Source organism: Rhodanobacter sp. C05, from assembly GCF_002001165.1.
Classification (GTDB): Bacteria; Pseudomonadota; Gammaproteobacteria; order Xanthomonadales; family Rhodanobacteraceae; genus Rhodanobacter.
Map to the genome: position 1 here is coordinate 97,790 of NZ_MUNQ01000005.1, position 21,923 is coordinate 119,712.

Below are 21,923 nucleotides of genomic sequence, written 5' to 3' on the forward strand. Positions count from 1 at the left end.
CGTGATCTTCCAAAGGGATAGCAGCTAGCGTAGCCGTTCAGGCGGTTGCCGACATAGCGGTGGCAGCACGGCGCCAGCGCTGCTTCCACGCGCTGCGCCAGAAACGGGTGAACAGCATCACCGCGGCCACCGTAAGGCCGGCGATCAGCCCCATCCACATGCCGCGCGCGCCCATGCCGTGATGGAACGCCAGCCACCAGCCCACCGGCATGCCGATGATCCAGTACGCGAACAAGGTGATCGCCATCGGCACGCGGGTGTCCTTGAGGCCGCGCAGCGCGCCGTTGGCTGCCACCTGGATGCCATCGGAGAACTGGAACAACCCGGCCAGCATGATCAGCTGCGCGGCCAGCGCGATCACCTTCGGATCCTGCGTGTACAGCGTGGCGATGAAATGCGGCAGGCCCAGCATCAGGCCGGCCGAGAACAGCTGGGTGACCAGAGTCAGGCCGATGCCGCAGAAACCGGCATAGCGCACGCCGCGCTCGTCGCCACGCCCGACGGCATTGCCGACGCGCACGGTGATCGCCATCGCCAGCCCCAGTGGAATCATGAAGAACAGCGAGGCAATGTTGATCGCCACCTGGTGGCTGGCGATCACATCCTCACCCAATGTGGCGATGATCAATGCGGTGGCCACGAACAGTCCGGCCTCGGCCAGCAGGGTCACCGCCATCGGCAAGCCGATGTGCGCCAGTGCACCGATGCGACGCAGGTTCGGCCATTCAAAATGATCGAACAGACCGAGCCCGCAATAGTTGCGTCGGAAAATCACATAGATGCCGAACGTCAGCATCTCCAACCACAGCACGATGGCGGTAGCGACGCCGCAGCCGTGCGCACCCTGCGGCGGGATACCCAGCTTGCCAAACATCAGCACGTAGCCGAGCGGCACCAGCAGCACCAGACCGCCCAGGCTGAAGTACATCGAAGGCCGGGTCAGCGACAGCCCCTCGGACAGGCCGCGCAAGGAGAAATAACTGGTAAGCGCCGGCGCGCCCCAGCTGATCGCCAGCAGGAAACGCTGCACGTCATCGCGCAAGCTCGGCGTCACCCCGATCAGGTCGATCAGCGGCGCTGCATGACGCACCGCAAACCACAAAACCATACCCATCCCCAGCGCAAGCCACAGCGCCTGACGGAACACCGCGCCAACCTCGTGGCGGCGGCCCGCACCATCTAGCTGAGCCACTGACGGCGGCACCGCCATCATCATGCCGATGCCACTGACGATCGCCAGCGACCAGATGCTGGCACCCACTGCTACCGCGCCTAGCACGTGCGCACTGACATGTCCGGCCAGCACGGCATCGATCACATTGCTGCCAATCGCCGCAAGCTGGGCGCAGATCAACGGCAACGCGAGACGCACGGTGGCGCGCATCTCGTGCGCCAGGTGGGCGCGCTCGGGACGGAACGGTTTCATCGACACAGCAGACTCCAAGGTCACCCATTCTACCTGAGCCATTCGTCACGCTCCGCTGCATGTAGCTCTGTGCGAAGATCGCCCGCTGCACCGGATGGGAACCGCGATGAAGCAGCTGACCACTTACGAGGGACTGCACTGCGCCAACTGCGGCGCTTCGATGCAGGGCGAGTTCTGCCACGAGTGCGGCCAGTCGATCCACAGCGTGCTCAAGCCGGTGCACGCGATGGCCGAGGAGACGCTGGAAACCGTGCTGCACATCGACGGCCGCATCGTGCATACGCTGCCGCCGCTGTTGCTGAAGCCCGGTTTCCTCACGCTCGAATACTTCAGCGGTCGACGCGTGCGCTATATCGCGCCGTTCCGAATGATGTTCGTGCTCTGTCTGCTGTCGTTCTTCGTGTTCCATCTGGCGATCGACCAGATCAGCAGCAAGGTCGGAAGAGGCGGCTTTCCATTGGTGAGCGTGAATGACAGCGCGATCGAGAATGCCGACAGCCCGGCGCAGGTGCGCAAGGCGCTGCAGAAGCAGCTTGACGGACTGCAGACCGCCCGCGCAACCGGCCTGCTCGCGCCAAATTTGCTCGATCAGACCAATGTCGCCGCGCGGGATCTGCGCCAGAAAGCCAGTCGGCGCTTGCTCGAACTCGGTGCTGCACCGATATCAGCCGCATCCATCGCGGAGCCCCTTCCCAGCGTGACGGTGAAGCCCGCGGCTGCCATGAGGGCCGCCCCCACCGTGCCGGACGATGTCGAGCCCAAGGCCAGCGGGCAGGAATCGACTCCCGTGCAGATCGCCTGGCTGCCGGACATGGTCAACGCCCGCCTGACCGAGCTAGGCAAACACATCCAGGAAAACATGCACGCCCTCAAGAAGGGCGATCCCGTGGCTCGCCAAGAAGCCCAGCAACGGATAATCAGCGGGGTCTTCAGTGCCTTGCCGCCGACGATGTTCGTGCTGGTCCCGGTTTTCGCGGTCTTGCTCAAGCTGTTCTACGTCTTCCGGCGGCGGCTGTACATGGAACATCTGATTGTCGCCCTGCACAGCCATGCGTTCATGTTCCTCAGCCTGCTGTTGATCACCGTGACCGGCATGCTGTCGACCTGGCTGCGTCCCCATGCCGCCTGGACCGGCTACGCGCTGGGCCTGTTGCAGGCAGCGTTGATCCTGTGGATCCCCACCTATCTGCTGATCATGCAGAAACGCCTTTACCGTCAGGGTTGGCCGATGACCGTACTGAAATTCTGGTGCATCGGCTGGTGCTATTTCTGGCTGCTGTGCTTCGCGCTGGCCGTTGCGGCCGTCGTGGGCATGGCGCACTGAACAGCGTCCGGCGCCGACGTCCACAGCGCACCCATCAAGCCGGGTTGCCGCGGGTTTTGCACAGCGTCATGGGGCTGTCAAGCTGGGATGCCGACATTTGTCAGTTGCATGAACATCCGCTGACGTATATTTTCAAGTCATTGAAAATGAATCATATTTTCGCATGACCAAAATTTGGTCAGCGTGTCGAAAAAGGCGCCACAACGCGCTTTGAGGCACTCCTTCCCCGCTGCATCCACAGACTTATCCACAGCACTTGTGGATAAGCACTAAAACCTTCCCCGGTGAGCTACTTACCTCTGATTTCTCGACCATCGAGCAGAAAGTGTGCGCAAGCGCCGGCGGCAGGTTCATCTCGACCCTGTCGCCCTTTGCATGCGAGGGAGTTCGGGCAGCACGGGTACACTGACCCGCTCACGAGGTAGCCATGCCCGCCGTCCTTCGCGTTGCCCTGCCAGTTCCCCTGCTGACCCTGTTCGACTACTTGCCGCCTGCGGCAGGCGAAGCGTGCGCAGGTTGCCGGGTGCTGGTTCCGTTCGGCCGCGGCAGACAGGTCGGCGTGGTGGTGGCGGTCGAGGCCGAAACCGCGGTTAGTGGCAGCCGGCTGAAGCAGGTGATCCGGCTGCTTGATGAGACGCCACTGCTCGACGCCGAACTGATGCAGACGCTGGCCTGGGCCGCCGACTACTGGCTCGGCGCACCCGGCGAGGCCTATGCGAATGCGTTGCCACTGGCACTGCGCGAAGCGAAGCCGCCGCCGGCACTGGGCGACGAATACTGGTCGCTGAGCAGCGCCGGCCACAGCGCCCACGACGCCGGCAGCCGTCGCGGCGGCAGCAAGACGCTGCTGGCCTTGTTGGCCGCCGGCTCGATGAGTGCTCAGGATCTGACCGAACGCCTGCCCGGCTGGCGCGAGACGGCCCGTCGACTGGCGGCCGCGGGCCTGCTCGAACGCAGCGAACGGTCACCGCCTGACCGCCAACTGCCTGCATCGCTCGCACCGCAACTGAACGACGAGCAGCAACTGGCCGTCAGCACGGTCGGCGCCAGCCTCGGCCAGTACCAGCCATTCCTGCTCGATGGTGTCACCGGCAGCGGCAAGACCGAGGTGTATCTGGCGCTGATCGAACAGGTGCTGGCGCAGGGCAAACAGGCGCTGCTGCTGGTACCGGAAATCGGCCTGGCGCCGCAGACCGTGCGCCGACTGCGCGAGCGGCTCGGCGTGATCGTCGAGGTGCTGCACTCCAATCTGTCCGAAGGCGATCGCGCGCGCGCCTGGCTGCGCGCGCGCAACGGCAGCGCGCGGGTGATCCTGGGTACCCGTTCGGCGGTGTTCACGCCGCTGCCACAGGCCGGCCTGATCATCGTCGACGAGGAACACGACAGCGCCTACAAGCAGCAGGAAGGCTTCCGCTATCACGCCCGCGACCTGGCTTTGGTGCGTGCGCGTGCGCTGGGTGTGCCGGTGCTGCTGGGTTCGGGCACGCCGTCGCTGGAATCGCTGGCGAACGCCGAGGCCGGCCGTTACCGCACCCTGCATCTGCGCGCCCGTCCCGGCACGATCCGGCCGCCGCAGGTGCAGATCATCGACATGCGCGCGCAACGGCTGGAGCACGGCATGTCGCCGGCGCTGTTGACGGCGATTGCCGAAACTGTCGCGCGGGGCGAGCAGGCGCTGGTGTTCCGCAATCGTCGCGGCTATGCGCCGGTGCTGCTATGCCACAGCTGCGGCTGGCATGCCGAGTGTCCGCGCTGCGATCGCCCGCTGACCTTGCATGCCGGCCGTCGCCAACTGATCTGCCATCACTGCGACTACCAGACCCGCATGCCGGTCACCTGCCCGACCTGCGGTGCCACCGAGCTGAAGCCGCAAGGCCAGGGTACCGAGCGGCTGGAGGAAGCACTGATCTCGCAGTTCCCGCAGGTGCCGGTGCTGCGCGTCGACCGTGAGACCACCCGCCGGCGCGACGCGTTCGAGCAACTGCTGGCCACGCTCAAGGATGATCAACCGGCGATCCTGGTCGGTACCCAGATGCTGGCCAAGGGCCACGATCTGCCCAACCTCACCCTGGTGGCGATCGTCGGCGTGGACGAAGGTCTGCACAGCGTGGATTTCCGCGCCGGCGAGCGGCTGGCCCAACTGGTGGTGCAAGTGGCCGGCCGCGCCGGCCGCGCGCGAAAACCGGGACGCGTACTGCTGCAGACGCACCAGCCGGAACATGCGCTGCTGCGTACATTGTTGGCCCATGGCTATGCCGCCGCCGCCCGTGAGCTGCTCGCCGAACGTCGGCAGATCCAGTTACCACCCTACAGCTACCAGGTACTGCTGCGAGCCGATGCGCCAATGCGCGAACACATGGACGCGTTTCTCACCGACGCCCATGCCGCGTTGCCGGTCAGCGATCAATTGCAAATCGCCGGTCCGATGCCTGCGCCGATGCCACTGCGCGCGGGCCGCCAGCGCGGTCAGCTGCTGCTCGAAGCGGGGAGCCGTCACACGCTGCATGCGATGCTGCGCTCGTGGCAGCTGGCACTGACGGTGCTGCCGTCTGCACGACGGGTACGCTGGTCGCTGGACGTCGATCCGATCGATCTGTACTGATCGCCGGTCGCCTCGCGATCGGGACGATGGCGTATCAGGTCGCGTCGGACCTCAGTGAACCCGGCTTCACCAGCCAGCGAACGGCCAGCACACCCAGCTCATAGAGCAGGCACATCGGAATGCCCAGCATCATCATCGAGGTGATGTCCGGCGGCGTGATCAGCGCGGCAATCGCGAACGCGCCGACGATCGCGTAACGCCGGCCACTTCGCAGCTTGTCCAGATCGACCACGCCGACCGCGGCGAGGATCACCACCGCCACCGGCACCTCGAAGCACAGCCCGAACGCGAAGAACATCAGCATCACGAAGTCGAGGTACTGGGTGATGTCGGTCATCATCTCCACCCCCTGCGGCGTCACCGCGATGAGAAAGCGGAACGCGGCTGGCAGCACCAGAAAATAGGCAAACGCCGCGCCGATGTAGAACAGTGCGAGCGCGGCCACCAGCAGCGGCCGGGCCAGGCGTTTTTCGTGCTTGTACAGGCCCGGACTGACGAACGCCCACAGCTGGTACAGGATCACCGGCATGCTGATGAACAGCGAGGCATAGAAGGCCAGCTTCAGCGGCGTGATGAACGGACTGGTCACGCCGGTGGCGATCAGGTGCGCCCCTTGCGGCAGGCGCGCCACCAGCGGCGCGGCCAGTTCGCTGTACAGGCGATTCGCAAACGGCACCAGCGCCACCAGCACCAGTACCAGCGCCGCCACCGACTTGAGCAGGCGCGTGCGCAATTCCAGCAGATGCGAGAACAGTCCCTGCTGCAGGTCGTCGGCGATCGACGGATCGGATTCAGGCGCCGCCATGCGAGGCTTCCCGGTTGTGCGGTGTGGCTGATGGTTCACCCAGCGGCAATTCCGCCTGCATCTGGTTGGCCGGTTCGTCGTGAGCCACCTCGGCCGACGAAGCCGCTGGCGACTCGGCCTTGACCACCGCGTCCTTGCTCGGCACGTCCTTGATCATCGCCGCGGCATCGGCGAGCGGCTCATGTACCTGCTGCAGCGTGTCCTTCATCGCGTTCTGCGCGGCCTCCGCCTGGGTTGCCGCCTCTCGCGCGGTGCGCTTGATTTCCTCAATCTCCAGTTCGCGCTCGACCTCGGCGCGCACGTTGTCCCAGCCGCTGCGCACGCGTCGCAGCAGCGCACCGGCGGTACGCGCGGCACCAGGCAGCTTCTCGGGACCGAGCACGATCAGCGCGATCAGGGCGAGCAGCACCATTTTGCCGAGACTGATCTCGATCATTGCCGCGCTCCGGCCGCCGCGCGCTTACTTGGTTTCGCTGGAGTCGCGCTGACTCTGCGTGCTGCTGCCGGCGGCCGGCGGCGGGTCGGCGCGCAGCTGTTCGGCGGCCTTGCGCGCAGCTTCCTCTTCCTTCTGCTTCGCCTCGTCGTCACCGCTGAGGCCTTTCTTGAAGTCACGGATCGCCGCGCCGAGATCCGGCCCGAGGTTGCGGATCTTCTTGGTGCCGAAAATCAGCAATACGACCACCAGGAGGATCAGCCAATGCCAGATACTGTCAAAACCCATAATCAACCTCGAGGCAAATTCCAGCCAAGTCACAGGCGCAATTCGCGCCGACACTTCGCAATCATTGACGCGAAGTGTACTCCTCAAGCCGGTCGCGGAAATCGACCACCGACCCCGGCACGTTGCTGACGCCGCCCTCGAAGATGCGGCGCGGCGTGATGCCGGCGCCATACACCGCTTCATTCGCGTCGTAGTCGATGCGCAGTGCCGCGCCGTCGATCGCCACGCCGGCAAACAGGCCGCGAGCGCGTGAGTAGGAGTAGATCTCCGCCTTCATCTGCTCGTCGGTGGAGGCACTGGTGGTGCGCCCGACCGGGCCGGCCGCCGCCGAAGCGTCCGCGCCGAGGGTAAACTTGCCGCGCACGATCGAATCCACGCCGCGCTGGGTACGAAACACCAGAATCACGTCGGTCGATGACACGCCGGCCTGGAAGCCCACGCTTCCGCCGGTGATGCTGATGAAACTGGGATTGGACCAGGTGCCGTCCGGTCCCTTCACCGAAATCAAGCCTTCGCCCCGCCGACCACCGAAGACGAAACCGACCTTGAGCACGTCGGGTATCACCGCGATCGCTCTCGCATCGCGCAGCAGATCCTGGGGAATCGCCTTGTCCGGCGCCTGCATGATGTCGTTGAGTACGCGCACCGCGTTCTGCGCACGTACCAGCGGCGGATCCTCGGCATGCACGGCCATCGCCGGCAGCAACAGGGCGAGGCCAATCAACAGCAGACGATGCAGTGGTGTCTTGAACATGGGCGGCTCCACTTGGTTCGGGGATGGGGGCAGCGCGCCGCGGCGCGCCAAGGCTTGTGGCAGACTCCACGACTGATCCAGCCATGACTGCCACGATGCCACGCAGCAATCACTATACCGACGTTGCCGGCCATTCCCACGCGTCGGGCGTTCAGTTCGTTCAGGCTGGCGTGCTGCTGGTCAATCTGGGCACGCCGACTGCGCCCACCGCGAAAGCGGTGCGACCTTATCTGGCCGAATTTCTCGGCGATGCGCGCGTGATCGACTACCCGCGCTGGCTGTGGTGGCTGGTCCTGCATGGCGTGATCCTGCGCGTACGACCGGCACGTTCGGCACATGCCTACGGCAAGATCTGGACCGGGCAGGGCTCGCCACTGCGCTTCGGCAGCGAGGCACTCGCCGCGGGCCTGCAGGCCGAGCTGGACCGGCAGCAACCGGGCACGCTGCGCGTGGCGCTTGCAATGCGTTATGGCGAACCGTCGGTGGCGCACACGATCAAACAGTTGCAGCGCGAAGGCGTGCGCCGGCTGCTGGTGCTGCCGCTGTATCCGCAGTATTCAGCCACCTCCACCGGCTCGGTGATCGATGCCGTCGCCGACACGTTCAAGACGCTGCGCTGGCCGCCGGAGCTGCGCTTCGTCAACGATTATCACGACGATCCCAGGCATATCGACGCGCTGGCGAGCAGCATCGAACGCTGGTGGACAACGCATGGCCGTGGCGACAAATTGCTGCTGTCGTTCCACGGCATTCCCGAGCGTTATGTGCAGCTGGGCGATCCGTATTTCGACCAGTGCCAGACCACCGCGCGACTGCTGCGCGAACGGCTGCATATCAACGCAGATGACATGCTCGTCAGCTTCCAGTCTCGCGTAGGTCGCGAGCAATGGCTGCAACCCTACACCGACGCCACCGTGCGCCAGCTTGCCAGCAATGGCGTGAAGAAACTCGACGTGGCCTGCCCCGGTTTCGCGGTGGACTGCCTGGAGACACTGGAGGAGATCGCGATGCAGAACCGCGACTTCTTCCTCGCTGCCGGTGGCGAAACGCTGCGCTATATCCCCGCACTCAATGACAGTGCCGAACACGTGCGCAGTCTCGCCGCCCTGGTGCGACGGCATGTTCGTGGCTGGCCGGAATCCATCGCGTGAGCGCACCCGGCGAGCGCCGCATCGCGCTGCCGCACCTGAGCCTGAGCGCGCAGGTCTGGGGCGATGAAGCCCTGCCACCACTGCTGGCCCTGCACGGCTGGCTGGACAATGCCGGCAGCTTTGCGCTTCTGGCGCCGCTGCTGGCGGCTCGCTTTCGGGTAATCGCGCTGGAACTGCCCGGCCACGGACATTCCGATCACTTGGCTGCCGGCGCCAGCTATCGCTATCTCGACTATGTGCAGGTGGTACTCGCGGCCGCCGATGCCTTGGGGCTGGAGCGCTACAGGCTGCTCGGCCACTCGCTGGGTGCGGGGATTGCCTCGCTGGTGGCCGCCACCTCGCCGCAGCGGATCGACCGCCTGTGGCTGATCGAAGGTCTCGGCCCGCTCGGTGACGACGGCTCGCATACGCTGCAGCGCTTCCGCGATGCGTTCGCACCACGTGGCGACAACGCCAAGCCGCTACGCGTCTTTCACAGCATTGCGCAGGCAGCCAGTGCGCGCAGCATGGTCAGTGGCCTGCCGGCCGAGCTTGCACAACCGATCGTCGAACGCGGACTGATCGAGGCCGACGGGGGCTGGCGCTGGCGCAGCGCCCCCCGGCTGACCCGGCCCAGTCCCGTGCGGCTGGCCGAGTCGCAGATCCATGCCCTGCTTCGCGGCATCGAGGCACCCACCGCGCTGCTGCTGGCGCAGCCGGCCACCTCCTACCTGCCGGAAGCGCCGATGCAGGCACGCGCTGACTGCGTGCCGAACATCACGGTCAGCCACATGGATGGCGGTCACCACCTGCACCTCGAACACCCCGCTGCCGTGGCGACATGGATCGACGCAGCGACCTGACGCAGCCTCCGCACATGTAGCGGCAGCGCCGTTCGGCTATCGTGCACATCCCATCGCCTCGCCTCGCCCCATGGATCAGCCACCCACTCTCGCCGCTCCGCGCCACCGCGCCGCCCTCAACTTCATCTTCGTCACCGTGATGCTGGACATGCTGGCGTTCGGCATCATCATCCCGGTGTTGCCGCATCTGATCGTGCAGTTGATCGGCGGCAGCATCTCGCAGGCCGCCGTGTGGGCCGGCGCGTTTGTCACGCTGTTCATGCTGATGCAGTTCGTGTTCTCGCCGGTGCAGGGTGCGCTGTCGGACCGTTTCGGCCGGCGCACGGTGATCCTGATCTCCAGCTTCGGTCTCGGCATCGACTTCATCGTGATGGCGCTGGCACCGGTGCTGTGGCTGCTGTTCGTCGGCCGTGCGGTGTCCGGCATCTGCGCGGCGAGTTTCTCCACCGCGAATGCGTATATCGCCGACATCGTGCCAAAGGAAAGGCGTGCCGCGGCCTTCGGCACGCTCGGCGCCGCGTTCGGCATCGGCTTCATCGTGGGCCCGGCGCTGGGCGGCTTCCTCGGTCATCTGCATATCCGCCTGCCGTTCTGGGTGGCGGCAGCCTTGTCGTTGATCAATTTCTGCTACGGCTATTTCGTACTGCCGGAATCACTGCCGAAGGAACGCCGCAGTGCGCGCTTCGACTGGCGCCATGCCAATCCGTTCGGCGCCGTGGTGCTGCTGCGTCGCTATCCGCAGGTGTTCGGGTTGGCGACGGTGTTCTTCCTGATCAACCTGGCGCAGTTCTCGCTGAACTCTACCTACGTGCTGTACACCGACTACCGCTATGGCTGGGGACCGCAGGCGGTCGGCTATACGCTGGGCCTGGTCGGCCTGTGCAGCGGTCTGGTCCAGGCGGTGCTGGTGCGCCGGCTGATGCCGAAACTGGGTGAGCGGCGGATGATCCTGGCCGGACTCGCACTGTGCATCGTCGGTTATGTGTTCTTTGGCTTTGCGTCGCTACCGTGGGTGTTCCTGCTCGGCATTCCGTTCCTCAGTCTCGGTGGACTGGCCGGGCCGCCGGCGCAGGCGATGATGACGCATCAGGTCGATCCGCATGAGCAAGGTCGCCTGCAGGGCGCACTGACCAGCCTTGCCAGCCTCGCCGGCATCTTCGGCCCGGCGATGTTCTCCAATCTGTTCGCACTGTTCATCAGTGACCACGCGCCGGTGCAGCATCTGCCGGGCGCTGCGTTCGTGCTGGCCGCGGCGCTGCTGCTGACCGCCGGCTTGATCGCCATAAAGGTGACCCGGCACGTGCCTGCGGCAGGCCCCTTGCCGGCGGACGAGATCGTCCCCACCCTGCCGTTCAACGAGTTTTCATCCGAATCGATTCCCCACGTCCCACCGGAGCAAACCCCATGACACTGTCCATGTACCAGGCTTCCGTCCCCGTCTTCATCCGCGCGCTCGGCAATCTCAAGCACGTGCTGCAGAAAGGCGCGGAACATGCGAAGGCAAAGAACGTCGCCGATGAAGTGCTGCTGCAGACCCGGCTGGTCCCCGACATGCTGCCGCTGGTCAAGCAGGTGCAGATCGCTTGTGACATGGCAACGCGCGGCAGCGCCCGTCTGGCCGACGTCGAACCGAAGTCGTTCGAAGACAATGAGACCACGCTGGAGCAGGTCTACTCGCGCATCGACAGCGCGATCGACTACATCAAGACGTTCAAGCCCGAGCAGATCGACGGCAGCGAGGGCCGCACGATCGTCCTCAAGATGCGCAGCGGCGAGATGACGTTCGAAGGGCAGGCCTATCTGCTGGGTTTCGTTCTTCCGAACGTGTTCTTCCATTGCACCACCGCGTACAACATCCTGCGCGAGGCTGGCACCGAGATCGGCAAGATGGACTTCATCGGGCAGGCCTGACCGACGCTGGCGCCACAGCTGTGGCCGTGGCGCCAGCTCCAACCGTCGCTTCAACGCGATATCTGCGAAAATCCTGCAGCTGATTTCAGTTTCCGGATTCCCAGACCCATGTTGCGACTGACCGACCTCAAACTGCCGCTCGATCACACCGAGGGCATGCTGACCGCCGCGATCCTCAAGCGGCTGGATATCGAGGCCGCAGCGCTGAACGGCTACACCATCGCCCGGCGCGGCTACGACGCACGCAAGCGTGGCGCGATCGCGCTGATCTACGCGCTGGACATCGAGACGCCGCAGGAAGCGGAGCTGTTGCGGCGCTACGCCGACGACCAGCATGTCCAGCCCACGCCCGACACCGATTACCACTTTGTCGCCCAGGCACCCGCACCGTTGCCTCACCGCCCGCTGGTGATCGGCTTCGGCCCCTGCGGCCTGTTCGCCGGGCTGATCCTGGCGCAGATGGGTTTTCGGCCGATCATCCTCGATCGCGGCAAGGAGGTACGCGAGCGCACCAAGGACACCTGGGACCTGTGGCGCAAGCGCAACCTGCATCCGGAATCCAACGTGCAGTTCGGCGAAGGCGGTGCCGGCACGTTCTCCGACGGCAAGTTGCACAGCCAGATCCGCGATCCGCTGCATCACGGTCGCAAGGTGCTTACCGAATTCGTCAAGGCCGGCGCACCGGAGGAAATCCTCTACGTCAGCAAGCCGCATATCGGCACATTCCGGCTGGTGACGATGGTGGAGAACATGCGCGCCACCATCGAATCGCTGGGTGGCGAGATCCGCTTCAGCCAGCGCGTCGACGACCTTTTGCTTGAGCACGGCGCGGACGGCCAGCAGCAGATCCGCGGCGTGACCCTGGCCAGCGGCGAGCAGATCCGTACTGACCACGTGGTGCTGGCGGTCGGCCACAGCGCGCGCGATACCTTCGAGATGCTGCATGCACGTGGTGTCTATCTGGAAGCCAAGCCGTTCTCGATCGGTTTCCGCATCGAGCATCCGCAGTCGGTCATCGACCATGCGCGCTTCGGCCCGCAGGCCGGCCATCCGATCCTCGGTGCCGCCGACTACAAGCTGGTGCATCACTGCAAGGGCAATCATGAGGGCAACGGACGTTCGGTGTACAGCTTCTGCATGTGCCCCGGCGGCACCGTGGTTGCGGCCGCCTCCGAGCCGGGCCGAGTGGTCACCAACGGCATGAGCCAGTATTCGCGCAACGAGCGCAACGCGAATGCAGCGGTGGTGGTCGGCATCGAGCCGTCCGACTTCGCGCCATTCGACGACAGCGGCAGCCCGCTCGCCGGCATCGCCTTGCAACGTGCACTGGAAAGCCATGCCTATACCTTGGGCGGCGAGAACTACAGCGCGCCGGGCCAACTGGTCGGCGACTTCCTCGCCGGCCGCGCCTCGCATGACTTCGGCGATGTGCAACCGTCGTACAAGCCGGGCGTGACCCTGGGCAGCCTCGACAGCGCCCTGCCCGGTTATGCGATCGCCGCGATCCGCGAGGCACTCCCCGCGTTCGAACGCCAGATCCGTGGCTACGCGATGCACGACGCGATCCTCACCGGCGTCGAGACACGTACCTCCTCGCCGGTACGGATCAAACGCGACGACAGCCTGCAAAGCCTCAACACCCGCGGCCTCTATCCCGCCGGCGAAGGCGCCGGCTACGCCGGGGGCATCCTCTCCGCGGCGGTAGATGGCATCCGGATAGCCGAGGCAGTGGGCTTGAGCATCACAGGCAAGCCGCAATCCTGACGGTGCACCGGCCTCAGCGAGGCAATGCCCAATAACGATTGATTGCAGTATCAGGTGACCCTATCTAGGGCGAATCCCCAGTCGCCGCTGTCTACGTCGCTCACATTTCCGAAGGTGCCCTCATGTCCACGCAAACCACTCCCGCTCCGGTCCGCATCGATTTCGTCTCGGACGTCTCCTGCCCGTGGTGCGCGATTGGACTGGCCTCGCTGCAACACGCGCTGGCGAAACTGGATGGAGAAGTGGCCGCTGAAATTCATTTCCAGCCATTCGAACTGAATCCGCAAATGGCACCGGAAGGCGAGGATGCCACCGAACATCTGCTGCACAAATACGGCAGCACAGCCGAGCAGATCGACGCCAATCGCGCAGCGATCCGTGATCGCGGCGCGGCACTGGGTTTCACCTTCAACATGGATCGGCGCAGCCGCATCTACAACACGTTCGATGCGCATCGGCTGCTGCACTGGGCCGAATTGGAAGATAAGCACCTCGCGCTGAAACAGGTACTGCTACGCGCCTATTTCACCGATGGCGAGGACGTCAGCGCGCATGACACGCTGGTGCGGCTGGCCGGCGAGGCGGGTCTGGATACCCAGCGTGCGCAGCAGATTCTTGCCAGTGATGCCTATGCCGACGAGGTACGTGCGCAGGAGCAGTTCTTCCAGAGCCGTGGCATCCACTCGGTACCGGCCACCATCATCAACGGCCAGCACCTGATTTCCGGCGGACAGCCGCCCGAAGCGTTCGAACAGGCATTGCGGCAGATCACCGCTGCGTAGCGGTTCATGCGTCGGCGACGCGTGATTCCAGCCAGTGGCCGATCGGTGCGGGATGGCCAAGCAGATAGCCCTGGCCCATCTCGCAGCCCATCGCCAGCAACACATCGCGCTGGGTTTCAGTCTCGATGCCTTCGGCGATCACCTGGATGTTCAGCGCCCGCGCCAATGCGAGGATCGCTGCCACCACCGTGGTGGTGCTGGCATTGGCATCCTTGTCCAGCTCATGCACGAAAGCGCGGTCGATCTTCAGGATGCGCAGCGGCAGTGAATGCAGGTAGCTGAGCGACGAGTAGCCAGTGCCGAAATCGTCCAGCGCGGCACCGACACCGATCACGCGCAACCGTTCGAGCGTGGCGCGCACGCGCTCTGGGCTGTCCAGCAGCGCGCCCTCGGTGACCTCGGCAACCAGCCGTGACGGTGCCAGTCCGGTGCGCTGCAACAGCCGCACCAGACGCCCGTCGAAATCCGCGTGACGCAGATGCAGCGCCGAAACATTCAAGGTCATGAAGGTGTCGCTGTGATCGTGCTGCATCAGCAGATTGCAGCTGAGCTCGAACATGTGCCAATCGATCGTCTCGATCAGGCCACTGTCTTCGGCGATCTTCAGGAAATCGCCCGGCCTCAGCAGGCCACGCTGCGGATGGTTCCAGCGGATCAAGGCCTCGTAGCCCACCACCTGTCCATCGTCGAGGCTGCAGATCGGCTGGAAATACGGCTCGAATTGATCGTGCTTCAGTGCCCGGCGCAGGTCGCCTTCCATCGCCAGCACGTCGACCACGTTCTTCGCCAGCGTCTCGTCGAACAGTTCGAAACGTTTGCGTCCCAGCTCCTTGGCCCGGTACAGCGCAATGTCGGCGTCGCGCAGCACTTCGTCTGCTGCATGGTAATGCTCGTCGCCGATGGCGATGCCGATGCTGGCGGTGCCCTGCAATTCCTTGCCGGCGATATGCATCGGGACACCCAGGGCATCCAGTGCACGCTGCGCCACGTTCAAGGCAAGTGCCGGCGACTCCACCTGCTCCAGCAGTATCGCGAATTCGTCGCCGGCCAGTCGTGCCACCAGATCAGGATGACGCACGCAACCGGCCAGCCGCGTCGCGACCTCTTTCAACACCTCGTCGCCGGCAAGATGGCCCAGGCTGTCGTTGATCACCTTGAAGCGGTCGACATCCAGATACAGCAAGGCGCAGCGCCGTTTCGGCTCGCGCTTGATGGCGGCCAGTACACGGTCAATCCGGTCGCGCAGGTAGCCACGGTTGGGCAGGCCGGTCAGCGAGTCGTGCATCACCTGATGCCGCAGCTGATCCTGGATGCGCTCACGCTCGGTGATTTCCTTGCGCAACGCCAGCGTGCGCTCCTCCACGCGGTGTTCGAGCTGCTCGTACGCGCGCTTGAGCGATTCGGCAGAACGGCGCCGGGCCAGGCTGTTGGCGATCTGCGATCCCACGAAACTGAGCAGTTCCTGGTCGGCCTCGTTGTAGACCACCAGCGGACTGTAGCTCTGCACCGTCACCAGCCCGATCACTTCGTCGCCCACGATCAACGGCACGCCGAGCCAGTACATCGCCGGGGAGTTCGAGCGACCCGGCGCAACCTCGCCACGACGCACGATCTCCTCGATCTGTGCATTGTCGACACGCAGTGCCACGCCCAGGCGCAGCACGTATTCGCTCAGACCGCGCCCCAGTGGACGTTCGGCCGGTGGCGCCAGCACGGCATCCACCGAATAGGGGAAGGTCAGCCGCTGGCGGTCGTCGGATAGCAATGCAATGAAGAAGTTCTCCGCGTTCAGCAGCTCGCCGACCACGGCATGCACACGCCGGTAGAACTCGGCCTGATCGATATCCGCGGTGGCCAGCTGGGCGATCTGGAACAACGCCGCCTGCAGGTGCTCGGCACGCTGCCGTTCGATGATTTCCAGCTGCAGGCCACGGTTGGCCTCGGCCAGCTGCAGGGTGCGCAAGCGCACGCGCTGTTCCAGATCCGCCTTGGTCTGCTTGCGCTCCAGCGCAGTGAGGATGTGGCTGCCGACAAACTGCAACAGGGCCATGTCCTCATCGGTAAAGCCGATGCCCGGCTGATAGCTCTGCACCACCAGCACGCCGCCCAGCTGGCCGTCCCGCAGCATCGGCACGCCAAGCCAGTCATAACTGTCCGGACCGATCAGGGCGACCGGACCTGGTGCCTGGCTGCGCAGCTCCTCGGCGTCGCCCATGCGCGGCTTGCCATCGCGGATCACATACCAGGTGAGCGTGCGCTCGATCGCCGACAGCGGCATGTCCTGGCCCAGACCCGGGACAGCCGGATCCTCGACGTCGACGAAATACAGGAAGCGGATGCTCTCCTGCTCGGCGTTGTACTGCGCGATGAAGAAATTCTCGGCGTACATCAGCGTACTGACGATGGCATGGATACCGCGCAACATCGCCGGCATGTCACGCTCGGAGCCAGCCAGATCGGAGATCGCGAACAGCGCGCGCTGCAGGCTTTCCGAACGTTCGAGCTGCTGATGCGAATCCTGCAGTTCAGCCCATTCCAGCGCCCGCTGCAAATGCTGGCCGGCAAACTGAAGCAGTGCCGAAAATGTATCCAGAAAGCCGGCACCGTCATGGCCCGGCTGCAGGGTCAGCAGCAACAGCGCCGGTTCGGGCTGCTGGCAAAGGCGAATCGCCATCCGGTGCTGATCGGAATGCCAGTGCACTCCTTCCGAACGGGCAGCATCCTCCAGCCATGCCCAGTCCGTCGCATCGATCCACGTCGCCGGCACGCAATGATGATGGGCGGGTTCGTCCAGCCCCCACAGCACGCAGGCCACCTTGCAACCGGGCCATGCCTGCACCAGGGCAACAATCGTCGCACCCACTTCATCGGGCGCCTTGGTCGCGATCAGGCGCGTCAGCCACGTCAGCTGCAACGACTCGTCTTGCGACATCGGTTCGATCGCACCCGCGTGCATCATCAGTAGAGCTCCCCCCAAGCCCAGCCCTCACTTGTCCAGAACTAGCATACCCCTTCGTATGTACTCCACAACGCCGGCCGGCATGCATGCGTGTGGACGCACAATCCCGATAAACTGTCGTCCTGCATCCGGCCTGGGTGCGCTTCCGGCGCGAAGCGCATGCCGATGTCTTCCGACATCCCCACCCGGTTTCATGCATCACTTGCGCCACAGGCCTCACCCCATGCTCGCCGACACCACCAAAGACGCGATTCGCGCCGCTTATGCACGTCTGAAGGACGGCCTGCCGGGCTTTCGCGCGCGCGCGTCGCAAGGAAGGATGATCGCCGAGGTGGCCAAGGCATTCAGCCGCACCGGCGGGGTGGCGGTGATCGAAGCGCCGACCGGCACCGGCAAGTCGATGGCCTATCTGATCGCCGGCGTGGCCGTGGCGCGCTTTCAGAAGAAGAAGCTGCTGATCGCCACAGCCACCGTGGCGCTGCAGGAGCAGCTGGTGCAGCGCGATATTCCGTTGTATCTGCAACTCAACGGCATCGAGGCGAAGGTGGCGCTGGCCAAGGGCCGCGGTCGCTACCTGTGCCCGCGCAACCTGCGCATGGCGGCGAACAGCCTCAACGATTCCGCTCAAATGGGCTTGGCCGGCTTCGATGCGGACCTCACCCTCTGGGTGAAGCCGCCGCAGCCGCGTGACAAGCAGGCGCTGGCCAAGCTGAGTGCCACGTTCGACAACGGCGAGTGGAACGGCGACATGGACAGCGCGCCAGAGGCGGTCAGTGACCTGCTGCGTCCGATGGTGACCACCAGCGCCGGCGGCTGCACCGGACGCAAGTGCGGCCAGTTCATGACCTGCCCGTTCTTCGCCGCGCGCCGCGCGGTGGACGATGCCGAGATCATCGTGGCGAACCAGGATCTGGTGCTGGCCGATCTCACCATGCCGGGCGAGGACGAAGGCTGGGGCGGCATCATTCTGCCGCGGCCCGACGAGACGTTGTACATCTTCGACGAAGGCCACCATGTGCCGGGCAAGGCGATCGACCGCGGCGCCAGCGAGGTCTACATGAACGTCACGGTGCGCCAGTTGAGCCGGCTAGGCCGCCAGGTGCACGCGGCGTATTCGCTGACCGACAAGCAGACGCTGGGCAAGCTGTCGCTGGATGCCGGCGACGCCAAGCTGCAGGAACTGAGCAATACGCTTGAGGAGCTGGAGAAGGAAATCCGCCTCGGCTGGTTGCCCGATCCGGCCGAGACCGAGCCGATGTACCGCGGTTCGCTGGGCCAGCTGCCGGAAGCATGGGTGGAGCATGCGCGCGCACTCAGCCTGTACACCGGCGAGGTGCAGCGATGGCTGACCGCGGTACGTCGCGCGGTGGTTGAAATGACTGACGGCGGCCCGACCCAGGAAGCGCTGTCGCGCGAGCTGGGCATCGCCCTGGAACGCATCGGCAAGCAGGCCAGTTGCTGGCGTGCCTGGGCCAACGACGATCCCGAGGGCGCACCGCCGCTGGCGCGTTGGGTCACCTTGAGCGGCGATCAGCAACTGGTCTGCCATGCCTCGGCAGTCTCCGCCGGTGGCTTGTTGCGCAGCGTGCTGTGGGGCAATGCCAGTGGCGTGTTGATGACCTCGGCCACGTTGAGCGCGGGCGGCAACTTCCGCGGTTTCGCCGATGCGGTGGGCCTGCCCGACGACGCGGTGACGCTGAGCCTGCCGTCGCCGTTCGATCTCGCCGCGCAGGCGCGACTGGAAGTACCGGCGATGCGCACCCTGCCCGACGCGCGCGAAGCCCACGCCGAGGAAATTAGCGAGTGGCTGGCGGAAAACCTCGACTGGGACGCCGGCAACCTAGTGCTGTTCACCTCGCGGGTGAAACTCGATCGGGTGCTACAGAAACTGCCGATCGCCCAGGTGCGCAAGGTGCGCGCGCAGGGTTCACTGGGCAAGTCGCAGCTGATCGCCGAACACTGCGCCGACATCGAAGCTGGCAAAGGCAGTACGTTGTTCGGGCTGGCCTCGTTCGGCGAAGGCCTCGACCTGCCGGGCAAGCTGTGCGAGACGGTGGTGATCACCCAGCTGCCGTTCGCGGTACCGACCGACCCGGTCGGCGCCACCTATGCGGAATGGCTGGAATCGCGCGGGCGCAACCCATTCATCGAAGTCAGCATCCCCGAGGCCACCCGACTGCTGACGCAGTATTGCGGCCGCTTGATCCGCAACGAGACCGACCGCGGCCGTATCGTGCTGCTGGACCGTCGCGTGGTGACCAAACGCTACGGCAGCGGCATGCTGAAGGCATTGCCACCGTTCGAACGCATCATCGAGCGCGCCCCATGATCATCCGCCTGTCCGATTGCCCGCCGCAGCCATGGAAGAACGGCCTCGGCAGCACGCATGAAATAGCCATCCATCCATCCGGGGCCGGCAGCGATGATTTCCTGTGGCGGGTGAGCATCGCCGAGGTCGATAGTGCGGCACCATTCTCCAGTTTCACCGGTATCGACCGGCAGATCGCGCTGCTCGACGGCAACGGCTTCACGATGACGCTGGATGATGACCGCGTGCACGCGTTGACCACCCCGTTCACGCCATTCGCCTTTGCCGGCGAGGCCAGGGTAGCGGTGACCCTGGTGGATGGGCCGACGCGCGATTTCAACCTGATGGTGCGACGTGCGCAGGCTCGTGGCGACATACGGGTTTGGCAGGAGCCGGGCACTCATATGCCTGATCCATCCACCGTGCTGGTCTACTGCGCCCGCGGCGTGATCGACACCGTCGAAGGCCAGCTGCACACGGGCGATGCGTGGAAGCCTTCGCCGGCGAGCCCGGTCAAGCTGCACCAGAATACCCTGGCGCTGATCATCCGGATCGAGCCACACGCCATCTGACCGAAACCGGTGGTCGCCTATACTCGACCGATCCCATCCGCGAGGTAGCCGTCATGTCCGTGCTGATTCTGGGCCTGCTGATCTTTCTCGGCATGCATTCCCTGCGCATCTTTGCCAACGACTGGCGCGACCGGCAGATCGTCCGGCTGGGCCCGAAACACTGGAAGGGCCTGTTCGCTCTGACGTCGATCGTCGGCTTCGTGCTGATCTGCTGGGGCTTCGGGCTGGCCCGCCAGCAACCCGTGCTGCTGTATGTGCCGCCGCTGCCGCTGCGCCATCTCAATGCGCTGTTCACGCTGATCGCTTTCGTGCTGTTTTTCGCGGCACGCGTGCCGCACAACCGCATCAAGGCGAAGCTGCACCACCCGCAACTGCTGGCGGTGAAAGTGTGGGCATTCGGCCATCTGCTGGCCACCGGCATGCTGCACGACGTGGTGTTGTTCGGAGCGTTCCTGCTGTGGGCGATCGTGCTGTTCGCCGTATCGCGCCGGCGCGACCGGCTGACCGGCGCCACGCATCCGGCGGGGACGCTCAAGGGCGACGTGATGACCGTGCTGATCGGCGTGGTGGTTTGGGCCATTTTCGCGTTCTGGCTGCACCTGTGGCTGATTGGCGTGAATCCGATGAACTGACCGGTTGACCTGAATGGAGTGGCATCAGTCATCTACGCAGGCGCATCCGCCTGCGCTAGAGTCTGCCCACTCCACCCATCCCGAGGTCATCCTCATGGCCGGTTTCCTGCTCTGGTTGCTTCTCCTGGTGTTCTGCTGGCCGCTCGCCCTGCTGGCGCTGGTGCTGTACCCGATCGTGTGGTTGCTGCTGTTGCCCTTCCGGCTGGTCGGCATCACCGTCGGCGCGGTCTTCGCCTTCCTCGGTGCCTTGCTGACCCTGCCGGCACGCGTACTACGCGGCCGACCGGTCTGACCGCACCGATTCGACCGACTGCGGCCTGATGGAGAAGCCGCATTCGCCCTCGTGCGAACGCAACCGCGAGCCGATCCTCGATGTGCTGCGCAAGCATTACGCTGATCGTCGGCACGTACTGGAGATCGGTAGCGGCACCGGCCAGCATGCAGTGCATTTCGCCACAGCATTGCCACTGCTGAATTGGCAAAGCTCGGACCGCGCGGAAAACCTGCCGGGCATCCGCGCATGGCTGGACGAGGCAGCACTGCCGAACACGCCGCCGCCCCTGGAACTCGATGTCACTGGCGCGTGGCCCGATGGATGCTACGACGCGGTATTCAGCGCCAATACCCTGCACATCATGGCGTGGCCCGAAGTGGAGCGCCTGTTCGTGCAGCTGCCCACCGTCACCGCGCCCGATGCCACGTTGATCATCTACGGCCCGTTCAACTATCAGGGCCGCTACAGCAGCGACAGCAACGCCGCGTTTGACCAATGGCTGCAGGCCCGCGGCGCGCACATGGCGATCCGCGATGCCGAAGCCGTCGATGTGCTGGCAGGCAAGGTCGGCTTCGTCCTGATCGACGATATCGCGATGCCGGCCAACAACCGTTGCCGCGTGTGGCGACGCCAGCACGGTTGAACACCCACCTGCACAAACCCGCCGAAGCGGGTACAAAGGCGGCATGAAGTCGATCGACACGCTGACTCCCTGTCCCTGCGGCAACCCGGCCGGCTATACCGAATGCTGCGCGCCGCTGCACGATGGCGTCGCAATCGCCGCTACCGCCGAGGAACTGATGCGTTCGCGCTACAGCGCCTATGTGCTGCGACGCGAGGACTACCTGCTGGCGAGCTGGCATGCCGATACGCGACCGGCTTCCTTGCGGCTGGCCGCGCAGCAGCCAGCACCGAGCTGGCTTGGGCTGGAAATCCGGCGCCATGAGGCTGTCGATGATGACCATGCGACAGTCGAGTTTGTTGCCCGCTATCGCCTCGGCGGTGGTCGCGCACAACGACAACACGAGACCAGCCGCTTTGTGCGCGAGCAGGGTCGCTGGTATTACCTCGATGGCGAACTGAAGAACTGAGCCAG

At 65.0% G+C, this 21,923-nt stretch carries 20 protein-coding genes; 14 read left to right on the forward strand and 6 right to left on the reverse strand.

Annotated features, from left to right (window positions below):
* Window positions 1–37: 37 nt before the first annotated feature.
* Window positions 38–1,426, reverse strand: a complete 1,389-nt coding sequence (locus B0E51_RS00480; protein ID WP_077443259.1) for an MATE family efflux transporter — start codon at window positions 1,424–1,426, stop codon at window positions 38–40.
* Window positions 1,427–1,532: 106 nt separating this feature from the next.
* On the opposite strand from B0E51_RS00480, the gene B0E51_RS00485 reads away from it, so the two are divergent.
* Both B0E51_RS00485 and B0E51_RS00490 read left to right on the forward strand, forming a co-directional pair.
* The gene (locus B0E51_RS00485; RefSeq protein WP_077443260.1) at window positions 1,533–2,750 is read left to right on the forward strand and encodes a DUF3667 domain-containing protein; all 1,218 of its coding nucleotides are present in this window, start codon (window positions 1,533–1,535) and stop codon (window positions 2,748–2,750) included.
* Window positions 2,751–3,177: 427 nt separating this feature from the next.
* Window positions 3,178–5,352, forward strand: coding sequence for a primosomal protein N' (locus tag B0E51_RS00490; RefSeq protein WP_077442873.1), 2,175 nt, complete (start codon window positions 3,178–3,180; stop codon window positions 5,350–5,352).
* A gap of 34 nt (window positions 5,353–5,386) precedes the next feature.
* Here the strand turns inward: B0E51_RS00490 and tatC are convergent, their stop codons facing one another.
* From tatC to B0E51_RS00510, 4 genes are all read right to left on the reverse strand, one after another.
* Window positions 5,387–6,157 carry a twin-arginine translocase subunit TatC gene (tatC, locus tag B0E51_RS00495; protein WP_077442874.1) on the reverse strand — a complete coding sequence of 257 codons (771 nt, stop codon included), beginning with the start codon at window positions 6,155–6,157 and terminating at the stop codon, window positions 5,387–5,389.
* Window positions 6,144–6,593, reverse strand: coding sequence for a Sec-independent protein translocase protein TatB (gene tatB / locus B0E51_RS00500; protein WP_077442875.1), 450 nt, complete (start codon window positions 6,591–6,593; stop codon window positions 6,144–6,146). Before tatB ends, tatC begins: the two co-directional genes overlap by 14 nt.
* Window positions 6,594–6,617: 24 nt before the next feature.
* The gene (gene tatA, locus B0E51_RS00505) at window positions 6,618–6,878 is read right to left on the reverse strand and encodes a Sec-independent protein translocase subunit TatA (protein ID WP_077442876.1); all 261 of its coding nucleotides are present in this window, start codon (window positions 6,876–6,878) and stop codon (window positions 6,618–6,620) included.
* A 61-nt stretch (window positions 6,879–6,939) separates the two neighbouring features.
* A complete protein-coding gene (locus tag B0E51_RS00510; RefSeq protein WP_077442877.1) occupies window positions 6,940–7,632 on the reverse strand; it encodes a lipid-binding SYLF domain-containing protein in 693 nt (230 codons plus the stop codon).
* Window positions 7,633–7,727: 95 nt separating this feature from the next.
* On the opposite strand from B0E51_RS00510, the gene hemH reads away from it, so the two are divergent.
* The 6 genes from hemH (at window position 7,728) to B0E51_RS00540 (ending at window position 14,082) form a co-directional block, all read left to right on the forward strand.
* The gene (gene hemH, locus B0E51_RS00515; protein ID WP_077443261.1) at window positions 7,728–8,783 is read left to right on the forward strand and encodes a ferrochelatase; all 1,056 of its coding nucleotides are present in this window, start codon (window positions 7,728–7,730) and stop codon (window positions 8,781–8,783) included.
* The gene (locus B0E51_RS00520; protein ID WP_077442878.1) at window positions 8,780–9,625 is read left to right on the forward strand and encodes an alpha/beta fold hydrolase; all 846 of its coding nucleotides are present in this window, start codon (window positions 8,780–8,782) and stop codon (window positions 9,623–9,625) included. The genes hemH and B0E51_RS00520 overlap by 4 nt, the downstream gene beginning before the upstream one ends.
* Before the next feature lie 70 nt (window positions 9,626–9,695).
* Entirely contained in the window at window positions 9,696–11,033 is a 1,338-nt protein-coding gene (locus tag B0E51_RS00525; protein ID WP_077442879.1) for a TCR/Tet family MFS transporter, read from the forward strand.
* Complete coding sequence (locus B0E51_RS00530) at window positions 11,030–11,536, forward strand: DUF1993 domain-containing protein (RefSeq protein WP_077442880.1); 507 nt, start codon at window positions 11,030–11,032, stop codon at window positions 11,534–11,536. The genes B0E51_RS00525 and B0E51_RS00530 overlap by 4 nt, the downstream gene beginning before the upstream one ends.
* A 108-nt stretch (window positions 11,537–11,644) precedes the next feature.
* Window positions 11,645–13,300 carry an NAD(P)/FAD-dependent oxidoreductase gene (locus B0E51_RS00535; RefSeq protein WP_077442881.1) on the forward strand — a complete coding sequence of 552 codons (1,656 nt, stop codon included), beginning with the start codon at window positions 11,645–11,647 and terminating at the stop codon, window positions 13,298–13,300.
* A 122-nt stretch (window positions 13,301–13,422) separates the two neighbouring features.
* Window positions 13,423–14,082, forward strand: coding sequence for a DsbA family oxidoreductase (locus B0E51_RS00540; RefSeq protein WP_077442882.1), 660 nt, complete (start codon window positions 13,423–13,425; stop codon window positions 14,080–14,082).
* 4 nt (window positions 14,083–14,086) lie between these two features.
* Here B0E51_RS00540 and B0E51_RS00545 read toward each other — a convergent pair whose 3' ends face one another.
* Window positions 14,087–17,041: an EAL domain-containing protein gene (locus B0E51_RS00545; protein WP_077442883.1), complete on the reverse strand. Its 2,955-nt coding sequence runs from the start codon at window positions 17,039–17,041 to the stop codon at window positions 14,087–14,089.
* A 223-nt stretch (window positions 17,042–17,264) separates the two neighbouring features.
* Here B0E51_RS00545 and dinG point away from each other — a divergent pair, with 223 nt between their 5' ends.
* From dinG to B0E51_RS00575, 6 genes are all read left to right on the forward strand, one after another.
* Window positions 17,265–19,370, forward strand: a complete 2,106-nt coding sequence (gene dinG, locus B0E51_RS00550) for an ATP-dependent DNA helicase DinG (RefSeq protein ID WP_077442884.1) — start codon at window positions 17,265–17,267, stop codon at window positions 19,368–19,370.
* On the forward strand, window positions 19,367–19,921 hold the full coding sequence (locus tag B0E51_RS00555) for a HutD family protein (RefSeq protein ID WP_077442885.1): 555 nt from the start codon (window positions 19,367–19,369) through the stop codon (window positions 19,919–19,921). Before dinG ends, B0E51_RS00555 begins: the two co-directional genes overlap by 4 nt.
* A gap of 53 nt (window positions 19,922–19,974) precedes the next feature.
* Window positions 19,975–20,553 (forward strand): NnrU family protein, encoded by a 579-nt coding sequence (locus B0E51_RS00560; RefSeq protein WP_077442886.1) that lies wholly within the window; start codon window positions 19,975–19,977, stop codon window positions 20,551–20,553.
* A 94-nt stretch (window positions 20,554–20,647) separates the two neighbouring features.
* The gene (locus B0E51_RS00565) at window positions 20,648–20,845 is read left to right on the forward strand and encodes a hypothetical protein (RefSeq protein WP_077442887.1); all 198 of its coding nucleotides are present in this window, start codon (window positions 20,648–20,650) and stop codon (window positions 20,843–20,845) included.
* Window positions 20,846–20,873: 28 nt separating this feature from the next.
* A complete protein-coding gene (locus B0E51_RS00570; RefSeq protein ID WP_077442888.1) occupies window positions 20,874–21,470 on the forward strand; it encodes a DUF938 domain-containing protein in 597 nt (198 codons plus the stop codon).
* Between the two features lie 43 nt (window positions 21,471–21,513).
* Entirely contained in the window at window positions 21,514–21,918 is a 405-nt protein-coding gene (locus tag B0E51_RS00575) for a YchJ family metal-binding protein (protein ID WP_077442889.1), read from the forward strand.
* Window positions 21,919–21,923: the final 5 nt, after the last annotated feature.

Bases quoted from the DNA above. Each gene is read 5' to 3' on its own strand.
- tatC (WP_077442874.1), bottom strand. From the start codon at position 6,157: ATGGCGGCGCCTGAATCCGATCCGTCGATCGCCGACGACCTGCAGCAG.
- B0E51_RS00490 (WP_077442873.1), top strand. From the start codon at position 3,178: ATGCCCGCCGTCCTTCGCGTTGCCCTGCCAGTTCCCCTGCTGACCCTG.
- B0E51_RS00545 (WP_077442883.1), bottom strand. From the start codon at position 17,041: ATGATGCACGCGGGTGCGATCGAACCGATGTCGCAAGACGAGTCGTTG.
- B0E51_RS00480 (WP_077443259.1), bottom strand. From the start codon at position 1,426: ATGAAACCGTTCCGTCCCGAGCGCGCCCACCTGGCGCACGAGATGCGC.
- tatA (WP_077442876.1), bottom strand. From the start codon at position 6,878: ATGGGTTTTGACAGTATCTGGCATTGGCTGATCCTCCTGGTGGTCGTA.
- tatB (WP_077442875.1), bottom strand. From the start codon at position 6,593: ATGATCGAGATCAGTCTCGGCAAAATGGTGCTGCTCGCCCTGATCGCG.
- dinG (WP_077442884.1), top strand. From the start codon at position 17,265: ATGCTCGCCGACACCACCAAAGACGCGATTCGCGCCGCTTATGCACGT.
- hemH (WP_077443261.1), top strand. From the start codon at position 7,728: ATGCCACGCAGCAATCACTATACCGACGTTGCCGGCCATTCCCACGCG.
- B0E51_RS00510 (WP_077442877.1), bottom strand. From the start codon at position 7,632: ATGTTCAAGACACCACTGCATCGTCTGCTGTTGATTGGCCTCGCCCTG.
- B0E51_RS00565 (WP_077442887.1), top strand. From the start codon at position 20,648: ATGGCCGGTTTCCTGCTCTGGTTGCTTCTCCTGGTGTTCTGCTGGCCG.
- B0E51_RS00485 (WP_077443260.1), top strand. From the start codon at position 1,533: ATGAAGCAGCTGACCACTTACGAGGGACTGCACTGCGCCAACTGCGGC.
- B0E51_RS00540 (WP_077442882.1), top strand. From the start codon at position 13,423: ATGTCCACGCAAACCACTCCCGCTCCGGTCCGCATCGATTTCGTCTCG.
- B0E51_RS00525 (WP_077442879.1), top strand. From the start codon at position 9,696: ATGGATCAGCCACCCACTCTCGCCGCTCCGCGCCACCGCGCCGCCCTC.
- B0E51_RS00555 (WP_077442885.1), top strand. From the start codon at position 19,367: ATGATCATCCGCCTGTCCGATTGCCCGCCGCAGCCATGGAAGAACGGC.
- B0E51_RS00530 (WP_077442880.1), top strand. From the start codon at position 11,030: ATGACACTGTCCATGTACCAGGCTTCCGTCCCCGTCTTCATCCGCGCG.
- B0E51_RS00570 (WP_077442888.1), top strand. From the start codon at position 20,874: ATGGAGAAGCCGCATTCGCCCTCGTGCGAACGCAACCGCGAGCCGATC.
- B0E51_RS00560 (WP_077442886.1), top strand. From the start codon at position 19,975: ATGTCCGTGCTGATTCTGGGCCTGCTGATCTTTCTCGGCATGCATTCC.
- B0E51_RS00575 (WP_077442889.1), top strand. From the start codon at position 21,514: ATGAAGTCGATCGACACGCTGACTCCCTGTCCCTGCGGCAACCCGGCC.
- B0E51_RS00535 (WP_077442881.1), top strand. From the start codon at position 11,645: ATGTTGCGACTGACCGACCTCAAACTGCCGCTCGATCACACCGAGGGC.